Below are 22497 nucleotides of genomic sequence, written 5' to 3' on the forward strand. Positions count from 1 at the left end.
CGCAACGTCCGGCGACGGGCTTCGCTTTACCGTTCGCGCAGGGCCTCCTGCCGGTACCGTGCCAGCGGCGAAAGCAGGTAGCTGATGATCCTGCGCGTGCCGGTCTTGATCTCGACCGTCACTGCCATGCCCGGCCCGAGCTTGACGAGCTTGTCCTCGATTTGCATGTGCGTCCGGTCGAGCGAAACGCGCGCGGCGTATTCCAGCTCCTGACCTTTAGGCTCGCTGCTGCTCTGTGCCGCGCCCAATGTCCGGTCATTGGGGCTGCCCTGTTGCTTTTCGCGCGTGATGGCATCCGTCGACACGCTGAGCACATCGCCATGAAGCAGCCCGTACCGGGTGAAGTTGAACGTATCGACCTTGATCTCCGCCTTTTGGCCGGGATGAACGAAGCCGATGTCGCGGTTCGACAGCATGGCCTCGATCTCGAGCTGGCTCTCGCTCGGGACCACGACGGCCAGCGCCTGAGCGGGCGTCACCACGCCGCCCACCGTATGAACGGCAAGCTGCTGCACGACGCCGTCGACCGGTGCGGTCAAGCGCTGGAGCTTCGTTCGCCGATCCGCCTTGACGACCTCCTGGGCGGCGCTCGCAGCCTTCTGCTCGGCCTTCGCAAGGGCATCATAGGTCGCGCGGCGATACTCCGCGGCAGTCTTGTCTTTGGTCTCCTTCAGCAGCGCGATCGCCGCATCGGCTTCGCGCAGCCGGCTCTGCTGCAGGACGAGGTCCTGCTGCATGGCGACCAGCTCCTGATACTCCGAGAGATAGACGACCTTCGACGCCAATGCCTTCTCGACGAGACCCTTGCGGATGTCGACGCGCTCCTTCAGCACCGGGATCGTCGCCTCCAGCTTGGCGACGCTCGCCGATGTGGTCGCCCGCTCCGCCTCCTTCTGCCCCTGCTGGCGCTCGATTTCAGAAAGCTTTGCGTTCTGTTCGGCGCGCTGGCTGATCAGGAACTGGCGATGCATCTCGATATCGGCTGCACTCGCGTTTTGCGGCGGCTGGAAGGCCGCAAGCGGGTCTGCGGCCAGCGCGGCGCGCAGCCGCGCGACGTCCAGCTCGGCTGCAAGCAGATCGCTCTTCTGGCGCTCCTGGTCGGCTTCCGTCATCGTCGGGTCCAGCTCGATCAGGACGTCGCCGGCCTTGACGGTCTGGCCGTCGCGGACGCTGATGGCGCGGACCACGCCGGTCTCGAACGGCTGGATCAGTTTGGTGCGCCCGCCCGGCACGATCTTGCCGGTCGCGCTGGCGACGATATCGACGCTGCCGAGCGTCGCCCACACCAGCGCGATGCAGAACACGGCGATGATGCAGGCCCCGATCGCGCGCCCGATCGGTGATGGCGGCGATTCGGCGATCTCGAGCGCCGCCGGTAGAAAGGCGATTTCTTGCTCGCGGCGGCGAGGTTCGCGTCTCGGGAACGCGACGATGTTGCGGCTAGCGGACGTCATGGATACCGGCCTGCAGATAATGGAGGTTGGCGTAACGGCCGTTGGTGCGGATCAGCTCGTCATGGCTGCCGTCCTCGACGATGCGGCCATGCTCGAGGGTGATGATCCGGCTCGCATTGCGCACCGTCGACAGCCGGTGGGCGATGACGAACACGGTCCGTCCGGCGGAAATCCGCCTCATGTTCTGCTGGATCGCGCGCTCGCTTTCGTAGTCCAGCGCGCTGGTCGCCTCGTCCAGGATCAGGATGCGTGGATCGGTGATGAGTGCACGCGCGATTGCGATGCGCTGGCGCTGCCCGCCGGACAGGCTGCTGCCGCGCTCACCCACAACGGTGTCGTAACCCTCCGGCAGTTCGAGGATGAAGTCGTGGGCGCCGGCTAGCTCTGCCGCTTCGATGACGCGCTCCATCGGCATCGCCGGATCGGCCAACGCGATGTTGTCACGGATCGTGCAGTTGAACAGTACGTTCTCCTGCAGCACGACGCCGATCTGGCGCCGCAGCCAGCTCAGATCGACCATCGCGAGGTCGACGCCGTCGACGAGCACGCGTCCGCTCTCCGGGACATAGAGACGCTGGATCAGCTTGGTGACGGTGCTCTTGCCCGAGCCCGACGAACCCACGATGCCGATGACCTGGCCTGGCTCGACGCTGAAGGACACGTCGTGCAGCACCTCGGGGCCGTCGATGCGGTAGCGGAAAGTCGCGTGCTCGAATGTGACCTGGCCGCGGATCGGCGGCAGCGCCGCGCGGGCCGGCGTGAAGCTCGGCTCGGGAATGGTGTTGAGGATGTCGCCGAGACGATCGATCGAGAGGCGGGCTTGATGGAAGTCCTGCCAGATCTGTGCGAGCCGCAGAACCGGCGCGCTGACGCGCGCGGCCAGCATGTTGAACGCGACGAGCTCGCCGACAGTCAGGTCTCCGCTGACCACCAGGCGGGCGCCGAAGTAAAGGGTCGCGGCGATGACCAGCTTGTTGATCATCTGGACCGCCTGGCTCGCCGTGTTGTTCAGGCTGAGCACGCGGAAGCTTGCGGACACATAGCCGGCGAGCTGCTCCTCCCAGCGGCGTTGCATCTGCGGCTCGACCGCCATGGCTTTCAGCGTTTCGATACCGGTGACGCTCTCGACCAGGAAGGCCTGGTTCTCGGAACCGCGATTGAACTTCTCGTCGAGACGCCGACGGAACAGCGGCGCGGCTCCCGCGGAGATGCCGATGTAGAGCGGGAAGGACGCCAGCACGATCCACGTCAACGTCGTCGAGTAGTAGAACATCACCGCAAGGAAGACGACGGTGAACAGCAGATCAATCACCAGTGTGAGCGCCGAGCTGGTCAGGAACTGGCGGATGTTCTCGAGCTCGCGGACGCGCGCCACCGAATCGCCGACGCGGCGGGCCTGGAAATAGGCGATCGGCAGCGCCAACAGATGACGGAACAACCTGGCGCCGAGCTCGACGTCGATACGGTTTGTCGTATGCGCGAACTGATAGACACGCAGCGTCTCGAGAACGGCCTCGAACACGGTCAGTACGACAAGCCCGACGACCAGCACGTCGAGCGTGCTCATGCTTCGATGCACGAGCACCTTGTCGATCACCACCTGGAAGAACAGCGGCGAGACAACGGCGAAGATCTGAAGGAAGAACGACGCCGCCAGCACCTCGCCGAGCAGGCGACGATACTTTTGCATGGCGCCGACGAACCAGGAGATATCGAAGCGTCGCGCGAGGTCGGTCAGGCTGGCGCGCCGGGCCATCAGGATGATGCCACCGTCCCAGATGGCCTCGAGTTGCGCCTGGGTGATTGCTTCGGGCCGCGGAGACAGCGGGCGCTGAATGAGAAGCTTGTCGTCGATAACCTTGCCGAGGATCAGGAAGCTGCCGTCGCGCAGCAGCGCAATTCCCGGCAGCGGGGTGACGGCAAGCCTGTTCCAGCTCGTCCTCTGCACCTTTGCCTTGAGCCCGAATTCCTTGGCACAGCGCAATATCTCAGTAACGCCGAGGCGCGCTGCGCCGATCCGGTGGCGAATTTGGCCGGGGTCGGCAGCGATGCCATGGCAACGCAGCAAGATCGCCAGCGCAATGAGCCCGGATTCATCGTCGTTTTCGGAGTCGACGCCGGCGGCCGGGGATTCGGTGTTCGCCGGATGGTCTGCGACATCGTCGAGAGGCCCGCGCATCAGGATGCCAGGTCTCATCGTCAAGAAGCTCTTCGTGAGGCCGTCACGGGCACGCATCAGGCCCCCGCCGGCGCGGTGCATCAGGCCGGCGCCCAGGTCAAACGAGCGCGTGCGGATGCCGGCAAATGCATGACGTGCGCGCTGTGCGAGGCTCTGTGATCCAGCACAGATCAAACCGCCATCCCAGATCGCTTCGAATTCCGCGCGCGTCATCCGGCTCGGATGCGGCGAGGTCGGGTGCAGCACAAGCGCCACCTGGTCGTCGATCTTGCCCAGCAGCAGAAATCCGCCGTCACGCAGCGAGGCGATTCCGGGCAGCTGGATACCCGCAAGGCGGGTCCAATCCATCGTCCGCGAACGGACCTTGACCCCGAATTCGCGCGCGCAGCGAAGCATCGCGCGGATGCCGATCTCGTCGCTCCCGCAACGATCGCGGAGCTGGTCCGGCACAGTATTCACGCCATGGAGGCGCAGGAACAGAGCTAGCGCGCGAAGCCCTAGATCTGCGGCGGGGGCATTTCCGTTCTGGATCGCCATTCTTACTCAACCCTTCGCGGCTACCCGGCCGCGTTAGTGTTCCTTCTCATGCATTTCCAAAGACTGGGAATTCCAATGCCGCGCATCGACAGAGCATGCGACATACCGCTTGCTCGCAGCCAAAAGGCGCAAGCAACATCAAAGCACTAGGGCCTCGAACCGCGAGGGGATTTCAAAGCAGTGGGATTTTCGACGTGGCCCCCCGACTGCTGAACGGTTCGTTAATGCGCAAAAATGGCGAAAAAAGTTTCAAATCTTGATTTTTGCACCGTTATGTTGCGCGCAAATTTGCCGCATACCCGAAGCTGTTGCGCCAGCACGCATTTCTATCGCTCGGAAACAGATGCGAGCGATGAAGCCAACCGAAACCAAGACCCGCGCGCGACAGTCCCTTCGCCGTTACTGCCCGCGATCGACCACCCGTTTTCAATTCCCAACACGTTGATGGTACTGCACCCGGGCGCAGAGCCCCCGGGTGCAGTAGCAGGATCAACCTTGAGGCTTGCTCAGGAACGAGTTGTGCGTCCAGCCGGTCCCATTCGACATGGCCGCCACGATCTGACCAGCGTCGACCCGACCGGAGCTACCGGCCAGATACTGGTTCAGCAGCGCAAAGCCCTGGCTTGCCTGGGACGCTCGCGCGCCTTGATCGGCCCAACCGGTCGTCTGCGATGCTGTGTTCGCCAGGGTGCTGGTGTCGCCCATCTGCTGCTGCAATTGAGCAAAGCCGTGGTTTGCCCAGCTCCCTGCGTTTCCGCCAGTCCAGTTGGACGGCCGGGGATCCGTCACGCGGATCGTCTGCGGATCCGACGACATCACAGCGCCGGTGGTCGGATCCATAGCGCTCGCGGTCAGCGTGAGGTTCGCGACCGGATGAGCATTGCCCTTGTAGTTCGATGTCAGCGTCAGTCCGCTGTCGACCTGCGCGGACGTCAGGGTGATGTTGTTGCCCCTGAGCGTCGTGCCGTCGCCGGTCGTGATCGTCTCATATCGCGGCAATCCCATGATGCTGAGGGTGAGGTTATCGTTGGGGTCGGTCGTTGTAATGGTCGTCCCCAGGTCGACCTGACCGCCTCTGCCGGCCACCCAAAGCGACTTGTCCGCGACGTCGAGCACCGGTGCGGTCACGCTTGGAGTCGTGGGGGTTGTCGGCGTCGTGGGGTCGGTCGGCGTCGTCGGTTGCGCCGGTATCGTGGGATCGGTCGGCGTCGTCGGCGTCGTGGGCGTCGTCGGCTGCGTCGGTGTCGTGGGCGAAGAGGTGCCCTGCAGCGGAGGCGGCAGGTCGGCCTGCAACTGCGCGGAAGTCATCGAGGTGAAGTAAAGGGTCTTGTAGTTCGTCGTCAGTGCGACCCAATCGCTCATCCCGGCGCCGGGATTGTTGGAGAACCCGTCGACGTATGGGGCTGTCGGGGTCGACCACCAATCAGCTCCCAGATCGGCGACGAGATGCTCGTTCGGATCAGTGGTCCTCATATCGGCCTGGACATAGACGCCATCGACCGTTCCGGCGGAATAGGAGCCGCGTGAGCCCGGCCAGAAATGGTCGTTGTATCCACTGAGGGGCGCAGCGCCCATCGCACTGCCGTCCGCCTGCCTTGTCACGCTCCAGGCAGAGTTCGTGTTTCCGGAAAAGTCGGCGAGAAACTGAGCTCCGGCGATCGGGTCCGTCGCCTGATCTTGCACGAGAACCCAGCCGCCGGTTTTCAGATGCACCCACGTCTGGAAGTTCGCGATCTGAACGTTGGCCGGATTGGAATCGTTGCTTGCCCCGGATTCGGGATAGACCTGTCCCCACCCTGTGACGGAGGTGAAATTGGAGGGCGGGGTGCTGCCTGTATGGCCGGTGCTCCCGCCGTACCAGGAATAGCTAGTGGGGACGCCAAGCGGAAACCCTTCGCTGTTGCCAGGCGTATTTTGATAGGTGACATCGGTCAGCGCCACATTAGTTCTCCATTGCAGACCAGATTTAAGGACGTGAAATTCCGCTGCCGCGCATCGGGGATGTGCGACATATTCCATGCTCGCAACTTCAGTCGCGAACAGATTCCAAAGAATTGCAGCCTCGAACCGCGAGGAGATTTCAAGCAGTGGGTTTTTTGGAAGTTGGCCCCCCCGACTGCTGAGCCGGTTGGTTAATAATCAAAAATGGCAAAAAAACTTTCAAAGTGTGATTTATACACACGTATATCGGCCCCAGTCCCTTGTTTCCCGGTCGCCTATGTTGCAGCGACGGATGCTTGTCGATTCAAGCGCGGATTAGGTTCTGCGCTTCGGGGTAGCCCGCAAGGATTATTGCGACGACCTCAAGATCAAGAACACACTTGCCGGTGGAGACGGATCGGTTCTCTTGAATGGCGGCTCGTGGGTTGACGAATCTGAAGCCCGACTATTTGGCCATCCAGCGGCGCCGGAAGGACACGCGGCCGCCTGGTCGCCCGATCGCGCCCTACGAATTCGAACGCAGGCTCTCGGATCGGCTGCGGTTCGCTGGCCGCGGCGAGCGCTCCCGTCGCCATCACGTGACCGCACGGCACTTCAGGTGCCGGTTCGCAAGAGCTGGTTGCAACTCTGGCGTCCCGATCGGTCGTCCAGGTCGCCATTCAATTGAGGGAGAGAACAATGGCTGTCGTCAGAGGGGCAGGGCTTGCGTCCAGCGATCTCTATACTGGGGAAGGTTATGCCGAAGCCCATCCGGGCTGGCATGACGAGGATGCCGGAACCAAGGCCGCGAAGATCGCCAGGATCGTGCGTGCCAACAACATCACCTGCCGGACGATCGTCGACGTCGGTTGCGGAGTGGGAGGCGTTCTGAACGCCCTGCTTGAGCACGACGTCTTCCGTGACTCAACCGCCGTTGGCTACGATATCGCCCCCTATGCCATCACTGCCGCCAAACCGCGCGAACGGGACAATTTGCACTTCCACTGCGGAGACTTCTCGCAAACCAGCGGAAGCTACGATCTTCTATTGTGCATCGATGTTTTCGAGCACATCGATGACTATATGGGCTTTCTGCGAAGGCTCAGAGGGCGTTCGAAATACTATGTGTTTCATATCCCCCTCGACCTTAATGTCCTCAGCGTTCTGCGCGATCAGCCACTTCAGAAACGCAAGGAGGTTGGTCACCTGCATTACTTTGATCAGGCAACAGCTCTGGCGACACTGCGCGACACCGGCTTTGAGATCATTGACAGTCAGTACACCAGGCTTGAAGATTTCCTCCATCTCCACCCCGAATGGCGAACCACGAAAACCCTCCTCGTGAACGCCGGGCGGCGCATTGTCCGGACTGTTGCCGGAGAGGACCTGTCTGTGCGCTTGCTCGGCGGGGCATCACTGATGGTTCTCGCCAGCTAGAACGCGGGTATCGGCGGCGCAAGCCGCCCGAGACCTGGGAGGTTCACGAGAATGTTTTGCGAAAATGAGTGAAGGAGTTCGGCTCCGATCCTGTGCAGGCCTTTGCCGGGTCACGGCCAGATGAAGCCCGAGCAGCAGAGGTAATTGCGCGGCTCAGGCGTGAGGTCAGCAAGCTCAGGGCTGAACGGGATATTCTGGATTTCCATCGCCATCGTGACCGCTCCTGAACCACCCCCTCGGATCTTGCCGCCGCGGATGCGATGATCCTTGGCGAGCGCGCCGCGCGCTTGGACGCGGAGGCTGTTGCGGCAAGTGCCCGAGCGGATCTGTCGAGCACTGAAGCGCTGTTCAGCTATCTCAAGGGCGGCGGGTCGGCTTGTAGTTGCGCTTCGGTCATGGTCGTGAAGAAGAAGTACTGGTACGTCGTCGTCAACTTGACCCAAGTGCCCATGCCGATGCCGGGATTATTTACAAACACTCCATTTTGGTAGAGGTACGGAGCTGAGGTGTTTCTCCACCAGTCAGCTCCAAAGTTTGCGATCAGATTTGCACTTGCATCATCGGTGCGTAGCTGTGCCAGCGAGAACACCCCGTCGACTGTTCCGGGAGTATACGATCCTCTCGGCTCAATCCAGAAATGATTATTATAGTCGGATGCTGGCGAGTCCATTCTTACGCTTCCGTCAGACTGAACAACGAGACTCATTTCCGAAGAGGAGTTGTTGGAGAAGTCTGCCACGTAATGCCGGCCACCGATGGAATTCGTGGCTTGATCTTGTACAAGTTGCCAACCGCCACTCGTCAAGTGCACATAGACGCGATAGTCCTTCAAGTAGACGTTGGCAGCAACGTTCGAAACACCGACTTGCGGATAAATCTGTCCCCAACCCGTCAGTGAAGAGAAGTCGGTAGGAGAAACAATGTTCCCGGTGGCGGCGGGGCCGCCTGCATACCACGAGAAATAGGTCCTGACTCCGTGTGGATATATTCCGTTGTCATATCCGGAAGTCTGCGAAACCACACAATCGATCGACAAGGACGTGCAGATGGGTTTGAGTACCGGACGCTTGTGTAGTTGCACCTGCAGCACTGGATTGTGATGACACATTCCCCGCTGCGTCATGTGCGACGCAGATTCGATCTCTAACAAGAGATTACGGTTGTCGCTGCATCGTCCGTACTGGAACGGAGGCGCTATCGTCGCGGCGCTCGCCAATGAGACGAGGGCGCCGAGTAACATGAGAGCGGCAAGATGCTCTTTCATGGGAAGTGCTCATAACCAGTATCGGCCGATGCTGCCAACAGCGGCCATGTTGCTGTTCAGATAGTTCCTCGGCTCGCCGATGCTTCAATCCGCGAACCAGCAGTCATCGAGATGTATGAGTAGCGCGATCCTGAGTCACGTTCGGTGACGGCTTCAGGTTGAGCCAGCACAACAAACATACTGACGATCAAGTGCGAAAACGCCACCGTTTCCCTGTCGAAGCTCGCATCGAACGATGCGACCAGCGTGACGCCGGCAAACATCGCAAGCCACAAGTGCAGGACTCCAATTTCTGCTGACCGTTTTCCATATGAGGAAACGAGCCGCCGCCCGTCCGACATTGCGGCCAGCGGAAGACTGAACCAAAACATGGCAAAGGTGATCAGGCCGACCACGCCCGACTCGAAGAATATTTCCACGAACTGACTATGCGCCAAAAGAGAAAACGGGCTATAGAACCCTACTTGACCGGGGCCATATCCGATCCACGCTCGTTCCAATCCAAGTGTGGACAGATAGTACCAGTGGTGAATGCGCCAATGGACCGAGGTCGGCGCGGTGCGCCAGTCCCACACCGCATATTCGCCTCTTATGATATATTCCGGAACGGTGCTCAGGTCCGAAAACAACTCTCCAAACGGAGATATCCATAGGAGGATCGCGAATGCTGCCGCGAACACGGGAAGGAGGGCCGGCCGCTGGACAAAGAGGTATACGGTGAGGGTCACTCCGAGCAGCGCGACACCGGTCCTTGAAGCAGACAGGACCAGGGCAACAACAAACAGCAAGTACACCGCGATGTGAAAGTGCTGAATGGGAAGGCGCATTTTCCGGCGCGACAGCTCGCAAACGAAAAAGGTCAGCACGATCTCAAGACTGTAGGGTACCGGGTGCGAAGAAAGACCCGCGACCCGTTCAAACTTGTCGTATTGCGTGACGAGCTCTGCATGACCGGTCAGGTATTGACCGAGCCCCACCGCGGAAATGACGAATAACAGCAACACGTAAACACGATGCACGCTCGGACAAAAATTCGGATGCCGATAAAGGGCGGAGAGCAGTGTCACGAACATGATCAGGTACACATACCTGAACATCTCGTACCAGGCGGCATACTGGTCGATAATCTTGCCCGCTCCGAAACCATTGATGACAAATGACAGCACGCAAGCGGCAAAAAAGACGGACATGCATATCAAAAGTACGAAGAGTCTTTTATGTATCCTGACATGTCGCGTGTGCCAGGCGGCCACAACACCGATCCCGATGACGGTGAGCGACAGGATCATGGAAAAGCTCGTCCCGGACAGACGGTCGAGGCCGTTGGAGATCGATCGAAAGAACGTATAGATGAGGAAATACAGCAAAAGCATATTCATCTTGAACGTCGCTTTGGTTCGATCGGCTTGAGGCGATACCTCAATTGCGGGACGGGAATCGCGCGTTGGCCGGCGCGCCGCGTGCGTAGCTCGCTAGGCGGTGCTGGGCGGCGCCGCCCGGGACCGCGCATGAGGACCGCCTCGACGAGGCTCAATTGCTCTGCGATAGCATCCGAGAGTGCGCTCCGCGATAGAGCGCCAGTCTTCCCGTTCGGCCAACCAGTTGCGTGTCTTCTCGCGCAGCTCCAGCGGCCACGGACTGTGCGCAAACGATGCCAGGCGATCCGCGAGCCCTGACACATCTCCCACATGAAAATAGTGCGCGTCATTCAATCCGATCTCCAGGTGAGCAGGAATGTCACTGGCCACCACGGGCAAACCGAAGCTCAAAGCTTCCAGCAGCGCGATCGGCAAGCCTTCGTGCGAGGATGGCAAAACGAAAATGCCTGCGTGGGCGTATAGCTCCCGCAGTGCGAGCCCGCACTGGAAGCCCGCCATGATCACCCCAGCGGTCGCTCCAGCGCGTGCCGCAAGCATCTCCGTATACGCGTCGGGATGCTCGGAGGCGCCGACGAACACGAGCTTCCATCCGGTGAGCCTGGCATCGGCAAAGGCCTGAATCAGGTCGGTGTGCCGCTTCTCTGGCACCAGCCGACCCACCATCAACACATATCGTCCCGGCGTAAGCCCAAGCTTGTCCAGCACCGAAGTGCTTTTCGGTACGTCGGGCAAGGTGACGCCGTTTGGAATGAGGTCCGAATTCAGGCCGTACTTTTCCCGCACCAGCTTTCGGATGGTCTGGGAGATGACGATGCGGCCGTCGGAAAATCGCATGCCCCAGGCCTCGCCGGCGCGCAGGGCCATCCTGGCCAGTCGGCCCCACTTCTCGCGTTCGTAATCCGGCCCGTGGTGCGTCACGACAACATGCAGTCCCAGCAAGCGCGCGAGTGGCGCCATCAAGGCCGGTCCGATGGCCTGGATGTGCAACACGTCCGGCCGCTGCCATGCAGCGACAAGCACTCCGAGGAATGAATGGACGATTGTCTCAAGACCCGAGGTCTTCGGACACCATACCCGCTGGTAACGTACGCCCTGCCACTCGTCGCCGCGATCAGGCGGCATATAGGAGGAACGAACGATCACCTCGACATCGCAGCCCAGTTCCTTGAGATGGGGGCACAGGTGCTCCGCGTGAACTTCCACTCCTCCCTGCACATTGGGAAACCCGCGCAAGCCAAGCATGATCACCCGCAGTACCAGATGATCCGCACTCACTGCACCCTCCTTCTGTCCAGTCAGTTATTCATGAATTCCTTGAGCGGGTATCGGGCGTCGACCGTCTCTCTCCCGCGCACCAACCGTGCCTTTTGCTTTTCGTTGAGGAATGACGTTCGCTGGACGTGCGGAGTAGGCGCGACGTTGGAATAATCGATGTATTGATCGAAACAGATCGGCCGGCCGAGCTCGACCTTCAGCTTGTTCTTCAGCACCCAGATGAGCGGACCCATCTTCGGTGCCTGCGGAATCAGCGTTGAGCGCATTGCCGTGCGCGCGGTCGTCACCATCCAGCAGTTTTGTTGGCAAGCGTGAACCTTGGCGACGGAGTTCTTGGCCGTGTCACTGGCCATGATCTCGCTCCAGGATTGGCGCGCCAAATTGCCCAGCGGCAGGTCCGACCGCACGTTGCAGGCCCACACGTCGGACCACGGGTCGATGAATGCGAAATCCGTCCCCGCGCTGCAGCGGATCAACCGCGGGTGGCCGAGGATCTTTTCGATCAAGCCCAAATTCAGGTAGGCGCGAAACCAGTTCTTCGGCTTGTTGCTCTTGAGCATCGCAGTGATAAGCCCTTCGACTTGCCGGGCCACCGCGACGCGTTCATAGAAATAATTGTCGTTCTTGTAGAACTGCCACGCGTTGTGCAGCGTCGAGGTCGCAAGTTCGAACCCCATCGAACGCGCCAGTTCATAGGTTCGAACGAGCTGGGCCACATTCTCGTCCTGGATGACGAAGGCGAATCCCAGGTCCTGCCCACCTGCCTCCTGCAGCATGCGAAGTCCGGCGACCTTCGTGGCGTAGCCGTCCTTCTCGCCGCGGATGCAGTCGCTGGTGGTCGCGTCACCCTCGAGGCTGAAACGAACCTTGATCTTCGGGTGTTTCTTGACGATGGGCAGGAGACGCTCGGGATGCAGGCCGTTCGAGCTGATCTCTATGATCCGGGCCTTGGGGTGGAGCAGGTCCACCATCTCGGCCAGATCCTTCCGCAGGGTCGGCTCTCCGCCGGAGATATTGAGATTGTCGAACCCCGCAGGAAGTTTCGCCAGGGTCTCGAGCGTGACCTCTTCCTTTGGATCGGTCGGATTCTTCCAGATGTAACACATCTGGCATCTCGAGTTGCAACGAAACGTGGAGATTACGGTGAGGTCCATTTGCAATCCTCAATGCGATGAATGCCGCTCACTCACCAGTGATCGGTAGACGGCCATCAGCTCGGTGTTATGCTTCTCGAGAGAGAAGTCCGCTTCGACGCGACTTCTTCCTGCTGCTCCCATGCCTGCACGGCGTGCGGCGTCGTTCATCAGGCAGTCCACGTGCTGACGAAGCTCGTCCGTATTGCCGGGTTCAAACAAAAGCCCCGTCACGCGATCGTCCACGAGTTCCGGAATGCCGCCGACGCGGGTCGCTATGACCGCCTTGCCATAGGCCATCGCCTCCAGCACCGACATCGGGCAGTTCTCGCACCACTCCGAAGGCACAACCACCACGGAAGCCTCGGCGATCGTCTCCTTTAAGGCCTCGCCGGATAGCTGGCCCGCGAAACGTACATTCCGGGTGAACTGCGCCTTCAAACTATCCGCCAGCGGGCCGGAGCCTGCGACGACGAGAGGCCACCGGCAGTCCGCTGCTTCGTGGGCGCGCAACAGCGTCTCCGCACCTTTTCCCGGCGCGAGCCGGCCGCAATAGAGCACGTATCCCTTGTCCCGATCGCTCGCCGAAATGCCGCTGACGTCCACGCCGTTGTAGAGCACCTGGACCCGGTCCGCGGCGAACCGAGGCAACACAGACTCCCGCATGAACTGGCTCGGCGCGAGGAAGCGATCCACCTTCTCGTAGCTGCCAAACCAGCGCTGAATGACCGCTTCCATGTAAAGCGTGGCGCTCTGTGCGATCGAGCCGTCAGCGCAGCGGTGCATCAGCACGTGATGGAAATCGCCGGCGAGACACGATGAACACAATTGGTCCTCTCGCATGCGGGTGTGCACCGGACACACCGGCTTCGAATCGTGCAGGGTCAGCACGACCGGAATCCCGCGCGACTTGGCGACGCCGACAATCGACGGGGTCAGCTGATGATAGATGTTGTGGCAATGCATCAGGTCCGGTCGGGTCTCCTCGATCAGGGATGCGAGTTTGCTCACTGCTTCGCGCGAGTGAATCAATGAGAGCGCGCTCTTGATCTTGGCGAGACGGCCGCCGGTCCGGTATTCCTGGCGAGACACGAAGTGATTTGCATAGCGGGATTCGATGTTCCGCTCGTGCTGCATCGCGAAGTCGATGACGTCCGCCCCGCTGCTCGTCAGGAACATTCTTTCCTGAAGCAGCACTGCCTCTGCGCCACCGTTGTTGAACAGAAACTTATTGGCGAGCAGTACTTTCATTAGGGCCCTCGACACGCGCATCACGAAGGCCGGCATCACCAGTGGCCGGTGCACTCTGTGTCTGACGAAAAGCTACCGTGAAAGCAGTTCGATGCAGGCGGCGCATTCAGAGTGGCGGCGATGAAATCTGGGGTACCCAGTAGTGAGTACGCCAGCGCGGCGGTTGCCAGAGCGACGCGGTTTGTCGATAAATGGAGGGCTGTTTCCCGTCGGAAACACTGCTGCGTTCACGAGGGCTATTTGAGATGAGCATGGGCAGATCGCGCACGCAATCACATGGGCACCGAAGACGCTTGGTCGGCTTGCGCGCAATCAACCTGTCCGGTGGTGATTTCGCGTGAAGCGACTTCTCAGCCGAACGATATTCCATGCGGCTAGTTGGGCGGGACTCGCGCCTGCTTTACGCAAGGTATTTGCCGGCAGGGCCACCATCCTGATGTTCCATGAGATTCAGTCGGACTGGCGCTCGGAGCTGAAGACCGGTGCATCGCCTGATTTCTTTGAATACACCCTGAAGTGGCTGCGCCAGCAGGGATGGGAGATTGTCAGTCTCGATGCATGTCTCGAGCGGCTGGCGGTGGATCCTGAACCCCGCCGCTATGCGGTGCTTACCTTCGACGACGGCTACAAGGACAACGTCACGACGGCATTGCCGATCCTTGAGCGAAATAATGCGCCCTTCACCGTATATGTTCCAACGGGTGCGGTGACGCGGACGCTGCAACCGTGGTGGCTGGGCTTGCGGGACCTATTCCGCTCGAGAGACAGTCTTGCGATCGACGCAATGAACATGCGATTCAGCTGTCGCGATTTTGACGAGAAGGTATCGGCCCTGGAGAAGGTGAGCAACTGGGTCCATGAAGATTACCAACGAGTCGAGATGCTCGCCCCTACGTTCAGCAAGGCCGATCTGTCGCTGGAGGCCTTGAACGACGCCTATTTCATCAATGAGCGCGAGCTTCAGGTCCTGGCACGACACCCCCTGGCCACGATTGGCGGACACACGGAATCGCATCCAGCGCTCGCGTACCTGAATGCAGCTTCAGCGCGTGCCGAAATGGCGGGTAACCGCACCTATCTTGAGAGACTGCTTCAGCGCCCGGTTCGGCACGTCGCTTTTCCCTACGGCAACTCCAGGGCATGCGGTGATCGAGAACAACATCTCGCGGTGGAGGTCGGTTTTTCGACCGCAGTCACAACTCGGCATGGACAGATATCTGATCGCAAGCTGAATCCTTTTGGGCTCCCCCGCATCGCGGTCGGAGGGCCATCCGACGGGAGAATTCCGTTCGAGGGGCGAATGAATGGCGTGCAGTCGGCGGTCCAGATGCTGTTCGGCGGCAGCAATTGATATTGTGCATTCTGATCGCATCGAAGAGTCGAGTGCACGCGAATTCTGGCTCGGGCACGCGAAGTAGGTTGAGCCGCCGGCGATCCCGTGCGCCAGGATCGGCCTCCGACGGCACCCGACACGATCATGCCTGGCTGGCGATTCCTGATATCCAGCGGTGGAAGCCGGATCCGGGTGGGCAGGTCGCGAAATTGTAGCCGATTTTGGGGTTCACTTTCAGGCGATCCAGTGTGCCGAGGTCACCGACCTTCGTGACCGACCCGTCTGCAGCAAGAGCAAACACCGGAAGTCCGAGTGCCTCGAACACGTACCTCGTGGTCGCGTGGCTGCGATCCTGGCCATGATCTTCGTAGATGATCAGCGTGTCGCGCTTCAGAACCTGCCGAGCGCCCTTCAGGGCCGCAACCTCCTGGCCCTCGACGTCGAGCTTGATAACGAGCCGATCGCTGTCGGTCAGCTGCTGGTCCCTTGCCAACGCATCGATCGTTATCGATATGACGGGTTCGGTGTGTGACGGACGGCTGCTCTGCGACGTTACGATGTGCCGGGCCGAATGAGGTCCGTCGTCGGAGAAGAACAGGCTGCGCCCGTCGTACTCGAACAATGCCCTTCGGCAGATCTCGAAGCGCCGATCATTCGCGTCACGGTTCTGCTCGAGAATTGCAAGCGTCTCCCGTGAAGCCTCGACGGCAATCGCGTGCTTGCGACCCAGCATTTCCGACGTGACGAGAACGGACCAGTATCCGATGTTTGCACCGCAATCGAAGAACGTATAGTCGGTATCCTTCAGCCGCAGCAGAAGCGTCGCTATGTCCGGCTCGTAGGTCATACCGGGCTGGCCGATGAAGAACGCATTCCAGTAAACGTCGTTCAGCTCGAAGTACAAGCGGCTACCGTCGGCGAAATGGACGCAAGACAGCTGGGAATGCAGAAGCGGCTTGACCGCCCGCATGGCAAGTCCCATACCGCGCCCGGTACTCCGCGCAACAACGGTGTGCAGAAGCTTCACCAGCCCCATGGAAAGCCGGCTTCCTGACACCTCGTATTCGAATGTAGACCGGTCCATCAGGTACCGCCTCCCGCGCGTAAATCCAATTGCAGCAGTCGCGTCCTCGGATGACAGCGAACGCATTCAACTATCTCCCCAATTCATGTACGTGTGTCCCGACTGCCGCGAACAGGCTGCAGGTCAAGAATGGTGCCGCCGGCTTCTGGCCGTATTGCCTCGCTACGGGGTTCGGATGCTCCTCGCCTCGTTGCGCGCCTAACCAACGCGCGGAGCGCCGTGGTGGCGGTGATATCGATCCCTTCCGCCGAATAAATGTAGGCCGCAGTCCACACCCTGGTTGCGATGCCCGCGCAGGAGCCCGCAATCGCTGCTCCTATCGTCCCGAAGGCCCAAGTCGCGCCAATCATGGCCAGGATTCCCGTCACCCAAGTGATCACCACGATGTGCATCGCGGCCCGCTGATGGCCTGTCATATTCAGGGCGATGGGGCCGATCCCGAAATATGTCGACACCAGCATGCCGGTTGCCAGGACCATCAGGACGCTGTAGGCGCGGGTGAAAGTCGCTCCGAACGCCATCAGCGCGAGGTCGCCGCCAAGCGCCAACGTCGCAACGCAGCCGAGGACCGCGACAAACGCAGCCAATGACGCTCCCGACGTGACGCGCGTGATTTCCGCATGACGATTCTCATCGAACAGACGTGCGATGAGGGGCGCCGCGGGAATACAGAAGGTCGCCAGGAAGAAATCAAGAAGGAGCGCGATCCGGCTGGCGGCGTAGTAATATCCTCCGGCTTCCGGGCCGACCATGACCGTGATGACGATGAGGTCGACCGTGCCGCCCATGATGCTCGTGACGCTGGTTACCCAGAACGGTCCCGAAGTGGAAAGGGTGTCGCGAAGCCGGTCATTCGATCGCCCCACCGCCATGGTGAATACCTTACACCCCTCCGCGAGATGCCGCAGGTAGATGTTCTGGGTAGCGATCAACACGATCAGGATTCCAGTCGCAATCAGCAGAACGTCTTCAGCCGGTAGCGGATGGCCATACGTCGCGAAGAGAACGGCGCCCAACAATATGATGAGAAATCGCCACAACACATCCTTCGACACGAGTGCGAGATTGACGGAGCCGAGCGCGCGCCCCAGCGAGCTCTGCATTTCGATCAAGGACAACGGCAATATCAGAAGCACGCTCGTGGCATATTGCCAGCCTCCGAATATTCCGTCGCGGCCGTGAGCGGCGACGAACGGAAGCAGGGCGAGTACGGTCACGGCAACGCTGCCCAGACATGCCACGCGAACCCGCTTCGAGACAATCGAGCCGATCTCCGGGTAGTTTTTCCGGGCGGCGATGCTTGGTATTTCCCGCAACACGCGAAATTGCTGACCTATAAGGCCGACCGTGGAGGCGACGAGCGCGAACGTCATCAACGACATGAGCGCACCGTATTCCTCTATGTTCATCATCCGCGCAAAGCTTACGCCGAAGAGGAGGGAGACGACGGCGCCCGAGCATCGGTATGTCAAAGCCAGCCATGACTGCCGGAAGACATTGCTGAACATGGTCGCGGGTCCGCCGGACGGTCGAGTAAAGCTCGTCATTGCTCAAGCCAACGTTGGTGGACGCCACGCGGCGCCCAGTAATTGTGATCGAGCTCTTGCCCGGAATTCCCGGTTCGGCGCACCTCGTGGGCGGAGGAGCGGACTGCGCGGAGGCTGAGCGTTCAAATGTTACACATTGTCAAATCGGCACATTGTCGCAGGGTCGAATATAACCCCGCGGCTGCGGAGAGCGTTCGGCCCTTCTGGATTACCCACTCCGGTGACCGCAACGAGAAACATGCTGCCTTCATCGCGATGAAGGCGGTTCGCCGACGAGCATTGTTCGACGCGTGATGTACGGGGCGTTTCAATCGAGCTTGCGGTATCGCGATCGGGAGCCAATTCATGCGACTATAAGTCAGGATTGGCCTCCTTGTAGGTGTGTTGTTTCTCGACCTTGAACGAACCATCGAAATGGGGCTTCACGCCGTTCGCCTTGAGCCCCTGGACGACTCCAGTTCCTCCGGATGCGGTGGCTGCAGACCTGCGCGCGGGCGCGCGTTCCCGGTCCGACCTGTCGCGCAGCAATCCTATTCCAATCCCCAGAAGCATGCCGCCGAGGATCGCTGATCCAAGTATCAAGCGGGCGTTCGGCGAGCTGGCCGTGTAGGGATGAGACACTCCGGTGAGCAGACGAGCCTCAAACACCGGCGCGGATTGCTGCTGCATGGCGTCCATGTAACGCAACATCCGGAGGAAATTGTCATACGTTTTGGCGGCGGCATCCGCCGTGGCTTCCAGTGCACGGAGTTCGTCTTGCGTTCCGGTCGATTGCGATGAGAGCGGACCTGCGTCGGCGGCGTTCGCGGGAGCCGCGACGCCATTCCTGGCCCTGTTGTATTCCGCTACGGCCTTTTTGGCAGTCGACGCCTGGCTGCTCAGTTCGTTGACACGTTCCTTGACCCATTTCTCGTTTTGCAGACCCCATTTGTATTTTGCGTCCATTTGCGTCGTGATGTAGGTCTCTACGACGGTGTCCAGGACCTGCGCGGCCCGTTCGGGGTCGGCGGAGCTGAAGGCGAGATCGACTATGTAGGTGAGGCCGGCGCGCTTCACCGAGAGCTTGCGCGCGAATGCTTCCATTGCATCACGCGTGACGACATCCGTGTCCTGTCTGCTCCAACCGAGCAGCCGTGATGTCGACCGACTGAGGCGGTGCAGGGCGCCGCCGGAGAATTCCGGATCCCCCGCCAAACCGAGCTTCGCGATCGCCGCGCGAGCGATGCTCTCGGACCTCAGGATTGCGACCTGACTTTCGACGGCCGTCGTTGCCGACGCCGTGTCGTTGGAAGAAGTCGTCTTGGCGTCGACGATGAGTTGCGCGGTTGCCGTAAACGTCGGAACTGCGACAACGAGATAGAGCAAGCCGGCGCCAAACATTAAGAAACACGTCAGCAGTATGATCGAGAGGCGGCGGCGCAAAAAGGCGAGAACCTCCGCCACGAATTCGGCCGGCGAACCAAATTCAGGCGGCATCGTGTCCTGAGGTGCCGAATTGTCAGTTCTGTGAGTTTGCAGCATTTGTCTCGAACCTGCACTTAATGGTGGCCTACCGAAGCCTCCGCCGATCAAACGGGAACGGGATCGACTGCAATGCCCTTGCGATCTTGCTGTACAGACTACATGCAGCGGTCGTCATCGCATTAGAAGGCATTCCAATAGACCTTTCTGGAGAAGAGGGTCATGACGATGATCTTGAGATCGAGAAGGAATGACCAATTGTCGATGTAATACAGGTCATGCTCGACACGACGTTGCATCTTCTCCAGGGTGTCGGTTTCGCCGCGATAGCCGTTGACCTGTGCCCAGCCGGTAATGCCGGGCTTGACGTTGTGGCGGCGGGAGAATGACGAAATCAGCCGGGCGAAGCTCTCGTTCTGCGAAGTCGCGTGCGGACGAGGCCCGACGAGTGACATGTCGCCAACCAGCACGTTGAATAGCTGTGGAAGCTCATCGATATTGGTGTGGCGCATGAAGCGTCCCAACCGCGTCACGCGTGGATCGTGTCTGGTCACCTGCTTGAAATTGTCGCCGTCCTCCGTCACGGTCATCGATCTGAATTTCAACACGCGAATGGTCTCGTTGTTGTAGCCGTGCCGCGTCTGACGAAATAGCACCGGTCCGGGCGAATCGAGCTTGATTGCGATTGGAATGATGACGAAGAGGGGACTGATTATGACAAGTCCGGCAATTGCGGCCGCGATGTCGAAGACTCGTTTGATCGCCCGGTGGAACGGCGTCAGGGGAGACTGGAAGATGCGCATCGTCACCATGTTGCCGAATTGCGTGATGCGCGACACGGCCATGAGGTCGATTGCACCGACCGGGACGACGTGAACGTCAACCGGGAGCTCTGACAGGGCGCCGGCGAGCGCGAGGGCCGCCCGAACATCCGACTCCGAAGTCAGAATGACAATGTCATCCGCTCGCAGGGGACGGCACACTGCGATCAGTTCGCGGACATGGGATAGCACTTCGACCGCCCCGAAATGCTCCGATGCAGAAGAGCCCTTGCGAAAGGTCGGCAACTCGAACGAGCGAATGGTCCGGATTCCGGTGGCGCTTACTCGTGCGGAAAAATCCAGGCAGTGGCTCGGTTCACCTATGAGGATGACGCGCCTGGCGTCGATCAGTCCGGATGCGATGGCAGGTTGCAGCAACGAGAAGCATATTGCCCGCGCGAAGAGCACCATGACGATAACGCTTGCCGCCTGGGCCATCACGGTCGCGCGCGAGTAGCCGTCCGAGATCTTGAGAAGAAATATCGTTGAGATGAAGAAGGAGAATACGAAGAAGACGGCGCTGACGCCGCTCCATAGGAAGATGTGCCGGGGCTGCGTCTGGATCCGCGAATACTGCCGGAGCCCAACGGATACGAGCAGTTGCAACGTGGCAATCAGAAGAGATTCCAGGATGTATTTGGGAGTGTCCGGATAGTCGAGGGCAAGGACCAGCCGATAATAGAGGACGGCAGCGGCAAAAGCCCCAACGGCTACGAGGAGGAACTCGGCGCCTGCCGCCAGTACCAGCAAGGCGGCCAATCTGTTCTTGCCAAGGTCAGCCGCAATTGCCTTGCGGCCAGTGACCGAATGCGCCGAACGCTCGGTAGGGGCCGGCGAATTGGTGAAAAACGCATAACTCACCGGTTACTCCCAGGCAGTCCGTCAAGCAGTCCGTCCCCCTACAAAAACAATAGCATTCGGGTCAGGAGGCGGATTGGCAATAAATGGGTAGCCGGGAGTAACTACGATGGTCAGTTGAGCCGAGGCGCTGCGGGATTAGATTGTCGATCAATCCGTCAGACCGAGCCATCGAGCACGCCATGCCGAACGCCAAGCTGCGTAATTTCTTCCATCTTGACAACCGTCGCGGTCAACCAGGTCGTTGCGTCAGGTGGGGCCTGGTGGCTGTTGGCCTGACGATTTCCGCGCAGGCGAAAGCCGAATATCGAGTGAGCGTCGGAGATGTTCTGGAGGTCGCGGTGGCAGGCGTGCCGGAGTTGCGGCAGCGCGCGCCTGTCCAGGTCGATGGCAATATCTCGTTGCCGCTGGTCGGGATGGTCCCGGTCGCCGGCCTGCCGTTGCAGGAGATTCGGGCCAAGGTCGGGGCCGCAATGACGAGCAAGGTCTTTCGACAGAGGACTGTGGACGGCCGCGAGGTCGTGGTCGTCATAGATGCAGATCAGGTCACGGCGATCGTGGCGGAGTACAGGCCTGTTTACGTCAACGGGGACGTGTCGAAGCCGGGGGAGTACCCTTATCGTCCGGCGAGCACCGCGCGCCAGCTCATCGCCATGGCGGGTGGCTACGACATCATGCATATCAGGATGAACAACCCGTATCTCGAGTCAGCCGACCTGAGAAGCGAGTATGGATCGCTCTGGACAGAACTCGCCAAGGAACAGGCGCGGATGTGGCGCATCAAGAGCGAACTCGGGGAAGGGACGCAGATCAATCCAAGCGCTTCTCTTGCCGACCTGCCGATAGCTCGGTCGGCGGTTTCGGAAATCGTCAATGCGGAAGCCGAATATCTGAAGACGAAGCAGAATGACTATCAGCAGGAAAAGGCGTACTTGCAGCGCAGCGTTCGGCAGGGAGACGACGAGGTCCGCGTGCTGTCGGAGCAGCAAAAGAAAGATGAAGAAGGACTTCAGTCCGACGTCGAGGATCTTCAGAAAGCGACCGACCTGTTCGGCAAGGGATCGTTGATCAGCCCTCGCGTGACGGATGCGCGTCGCGCGGTTCTGCTGTCGGCAACCCGGAGGCTGCAGACCTCTGCGCAATTGCTCCAGGTCAAGAAACTGCAGGACGAGTACGCCAGACGGTTGGTCAAGCTCGACGATCAGCGGAAGCTTGATCTGTTCCGTGAGCTGCAAGAGACCAGCTTAAAGCTCAATCAGATTCGCGAGAAACTGCAGAGCGTCGGTGAGAAGCTTCAGTACACTTCGATGGTTCGATCGCAGCTCGCACGGGGATCCGGCAGCAAGCCGGATATTGCTATTATTAGAAAGAGCGAGAAAGGACCTGAACGGGTTGTCGTGAACGAGGATGCCGAGTTGCAGCCGGGTGACACCATCGAGGTCTCTCTGCGATACCAGGATGGTCCCGACGCGGCACCTCGAAAGCTGAGCAGTTCAAACGTTCCGGTCGTGATAGGCCGGACCGACGTGACCGCGGCAGACTCGCGGCGCGACAGCAGGTGACA

General features: G+C 60.2%; 15 protein-coding genes and 1 pseudogene. 4 read left to right on the forward strand and 12 right to left on the reverse strand.

Translation table 11 applies throughout. The annotated features are described in order from the left end of the window. Positions 1 to 26 precede the first annotated feature (26 nt). The 3 genes from ACVWY5_RS40810 to ACVWY5_RS40820 all read right to left on the reverse strand — a co-directional run bounded on the left by ACVWY5_RS40810 (position 27) and on the right by ACVWY5_RS40820 (position 6111). On the reverse strand, positions 27 to 1454 hold the full coding sequence (locus ACVWY5_RS40810) for an HlyD family type I secretion periplasmic adaptor subunit (protein WP_028335222.1): 1428 nt from the start codon (positions 1452 to 1454) through the stop codon (positions 27 to 29). Beyond that, the gene (locus tag ACVWY5_RS40815; RefSeq protein ID WP_244481881.1) at positions 1441 to 4083 is read right to left on the reverse strand and encodes a type I secretion system permease/ATPase; all 2643 of its coding nucleotides are present in this window, start codon (positions 4081 to 4083) and stop codon (positions 1441 to 1443) included. Before ACVWY5_RS40815 ends, ACVWY5_RS40810 begins: the two co-directional genes overlap by 14 nt. Positions 4084 to 4659: 576 nt before the next feature. After that, positions 4660 to 6111, reverse strand: a complete 1452-nt coding sequence (locus ACVWY5_RS40820) for a hypothetical protein (RefSeq protein ID WP_028335224.1) — start codon at positions 6109 to 6111, stop codon at positions 4660 to 4662. Positions 6112 to 6789: 678 nt separating this feature from the next. Here ACVWY5_RS40820 and ACVWY5_RS40825 point away from each other — a divergent pair. Both ACVWY5_RS40825 and ACVWY5_RS40830 read left to right on the forward strand, forming a co-directional pair. Further along, on the forward strand, positions 6790 to 7527 hold the full coding sequence (locus ACVWY5_RS40825; RefSeq protein ID WP_028335225.1) for a class I SAM-dependent methyltransferase: 738 nt from the start codon (positions 6790 to 6792) through the stop codon (positions 7525 to 7527). 7 nt (positions 7528 to 7534) lie between these two features. Next, positions 7535 to 7724: pseudogene (locus ACVWY5_RS40830) on the forward strand (transposase); the annotation flags it as partial. Positions 7725 to 7879: 155 nt separating this feature from the next. Here the strand turns inward: ACVWY5_RS40830 and ACVWY5_RS40835 are convergent. From ACVWY5_RS40835 to ACVWY5_RS40855, 5 genes are all read right to left on the reverse strand, one after another. Then, positions 7880 to 8791 carry a hypothetical protein gene (locus ACVWY5_RS40835; RefSeq protein WP_080667128.1) on the reverse strand — a complete coding sequence of 304 codons (912 nt, stop codon included), beginning with the start codon at positions 8789 to 8791 and terminating at the stop codon, positions 7880 to 7882. Between the two features lie 56 nt (positions 8792 to 8847). Next, positions 8848 to 10170, reverse strand: coding sequence for an O-antigen ligase family protein (locus tag ACVWY5_RS40840; RefSeq protein ID WP_028335227.1), 1323 nt, complete (start codon positions 10168 to 10170; stop codon positions 8848 to 8850). 93 nt (positions 10171 to 10263) lie between these two features. Next, complete coding sequence (locus ACVWY5_RS40845) at positions 10264 to 11445, reverse strand: glycosyltransferase family 4 protein (RefSeq protein WP_244481880.1); 1182 nt, start codon at positions 11443 to 11445, stop codon at positions 10264 to 10266. Positions 11446 to 11465: 20 nt separating this feature from the next. Next, complete coding sequence (locus ACVWY5_RS40850) at positions 11466 to 12599, reverse strand: radical SAM protein (RefSeq protein WP_028335229.1); 1134 nt, start codon at positions 12597 to 12599, stop codon at positions 11466 to 11468. A gap of 9 nt (positions 12600 to 12608) precedes the next feature. Then, positions 12609 to 13829, reverse strand: a complete 1221-nt coding sequence (locus tag ACVWY5_RS40855) for a glycosyltransferase family 4 protein (RefSeq protein WP_028335230.1) — start codon at positions 13827 to 13829, stop codon at positions 12609 to 12611. A 337-nt stretch (positions 13830 to 14166) separates the two neighbouring features. Here ACVWY5_RS40855 and ACVWY5_RS40860 point away from each other — a divergent pair, with 337 nt between their 5' ends. Next, positions 14167 to 15180, forward strand: a complete 1014-nt coding sequence (locus ACVWY5_RS40860) for a polysaccharide deacetylase family protein (RefSeq protein WP_321176914.1) — start codon at positions 14167 to 14169, stop codon at positions 15178 to 15180. A 124-nt stretch (positions 15181 to 15304) separates the two neighbouring features. Here ACVWY5_RS40860 and ACVWY5_RS40865 read toward each other — a convergent pair whose 3' ends face one another. From ACVWY5_RS40865 to ACVWY5_RS40880, 4 genes are all read right to left on the reverse strand, one after another. Next, positions 15305 to 16312 carry an FkbM family methyltransferase gene (locus ACVWY5_RS40865; RefSeq protein ID WP_321176913.1) on the reverse strand — a complete coding sequence of 336 codons (1008 nt, stop codon included), beginning with the start codon at positions 16310 to 16312 and terminating at the stop codon, positions 15305 to 15307. A 17-nt stretch (positions 16313 to 16329) separates the two neighbouring features. Further along, positions 16330 to 17754, reverse strand: coding sequence for an oligosaccharide flippase family protein (locus tag ACVWY5_RS40870; RefSeq protein ID WP_028335233.1), 1425 nt, complete (start codon positions 17752 to 17754; stop codon positions 16330 to 16332). Positions 17755 to 18144: 390 nt separating this feature from the next. Continuing rightward, positions 18145 to 19314, reverse strand: a complete 1170-nt coding sequence (locus ACVWY5_RS40875; protein WP_321177563.1) for a Wzz/FepE/Etk N-terminal domain-containing protein — start codon at positions 19312 to 19314, stop codon at positions 18145 to 18147. Positions 19315 to 19436: 122 nt separating this feature from the next. Then, entirely contained in the window at positions 19437 to 20936 is a 1500-nt protein-coding gene (locus ACVWY5_RS40880) for an undecaprenyl-phosphate glucose phosphotransferase (protein WP_028335235.1), read from the reverse strand. A gap of 179 nt (positions 20937 to 21115) precedes the next feature. Between ACVWY5_RS40880 and ACVWY5_RS40885 the strand changes: the two genes are divergently transcribed. Next, positions 21116 to 22495, forward strand: coding sequence for a polysaccharide biosynthesis/export family protein (locus ACVWY5_RS40885; protein ID WP_038377630.1), 1380 nt, complete (start codon positions 21116 to 21118; stop codon positions 22493 to 22495). The last annotated feature ends 2 nt before the right edge of the window (positions 22496 to 22497 follow it).

The organism is Bradyrhizobium sp. USDA 3256, from assembly GCF_054058275.1.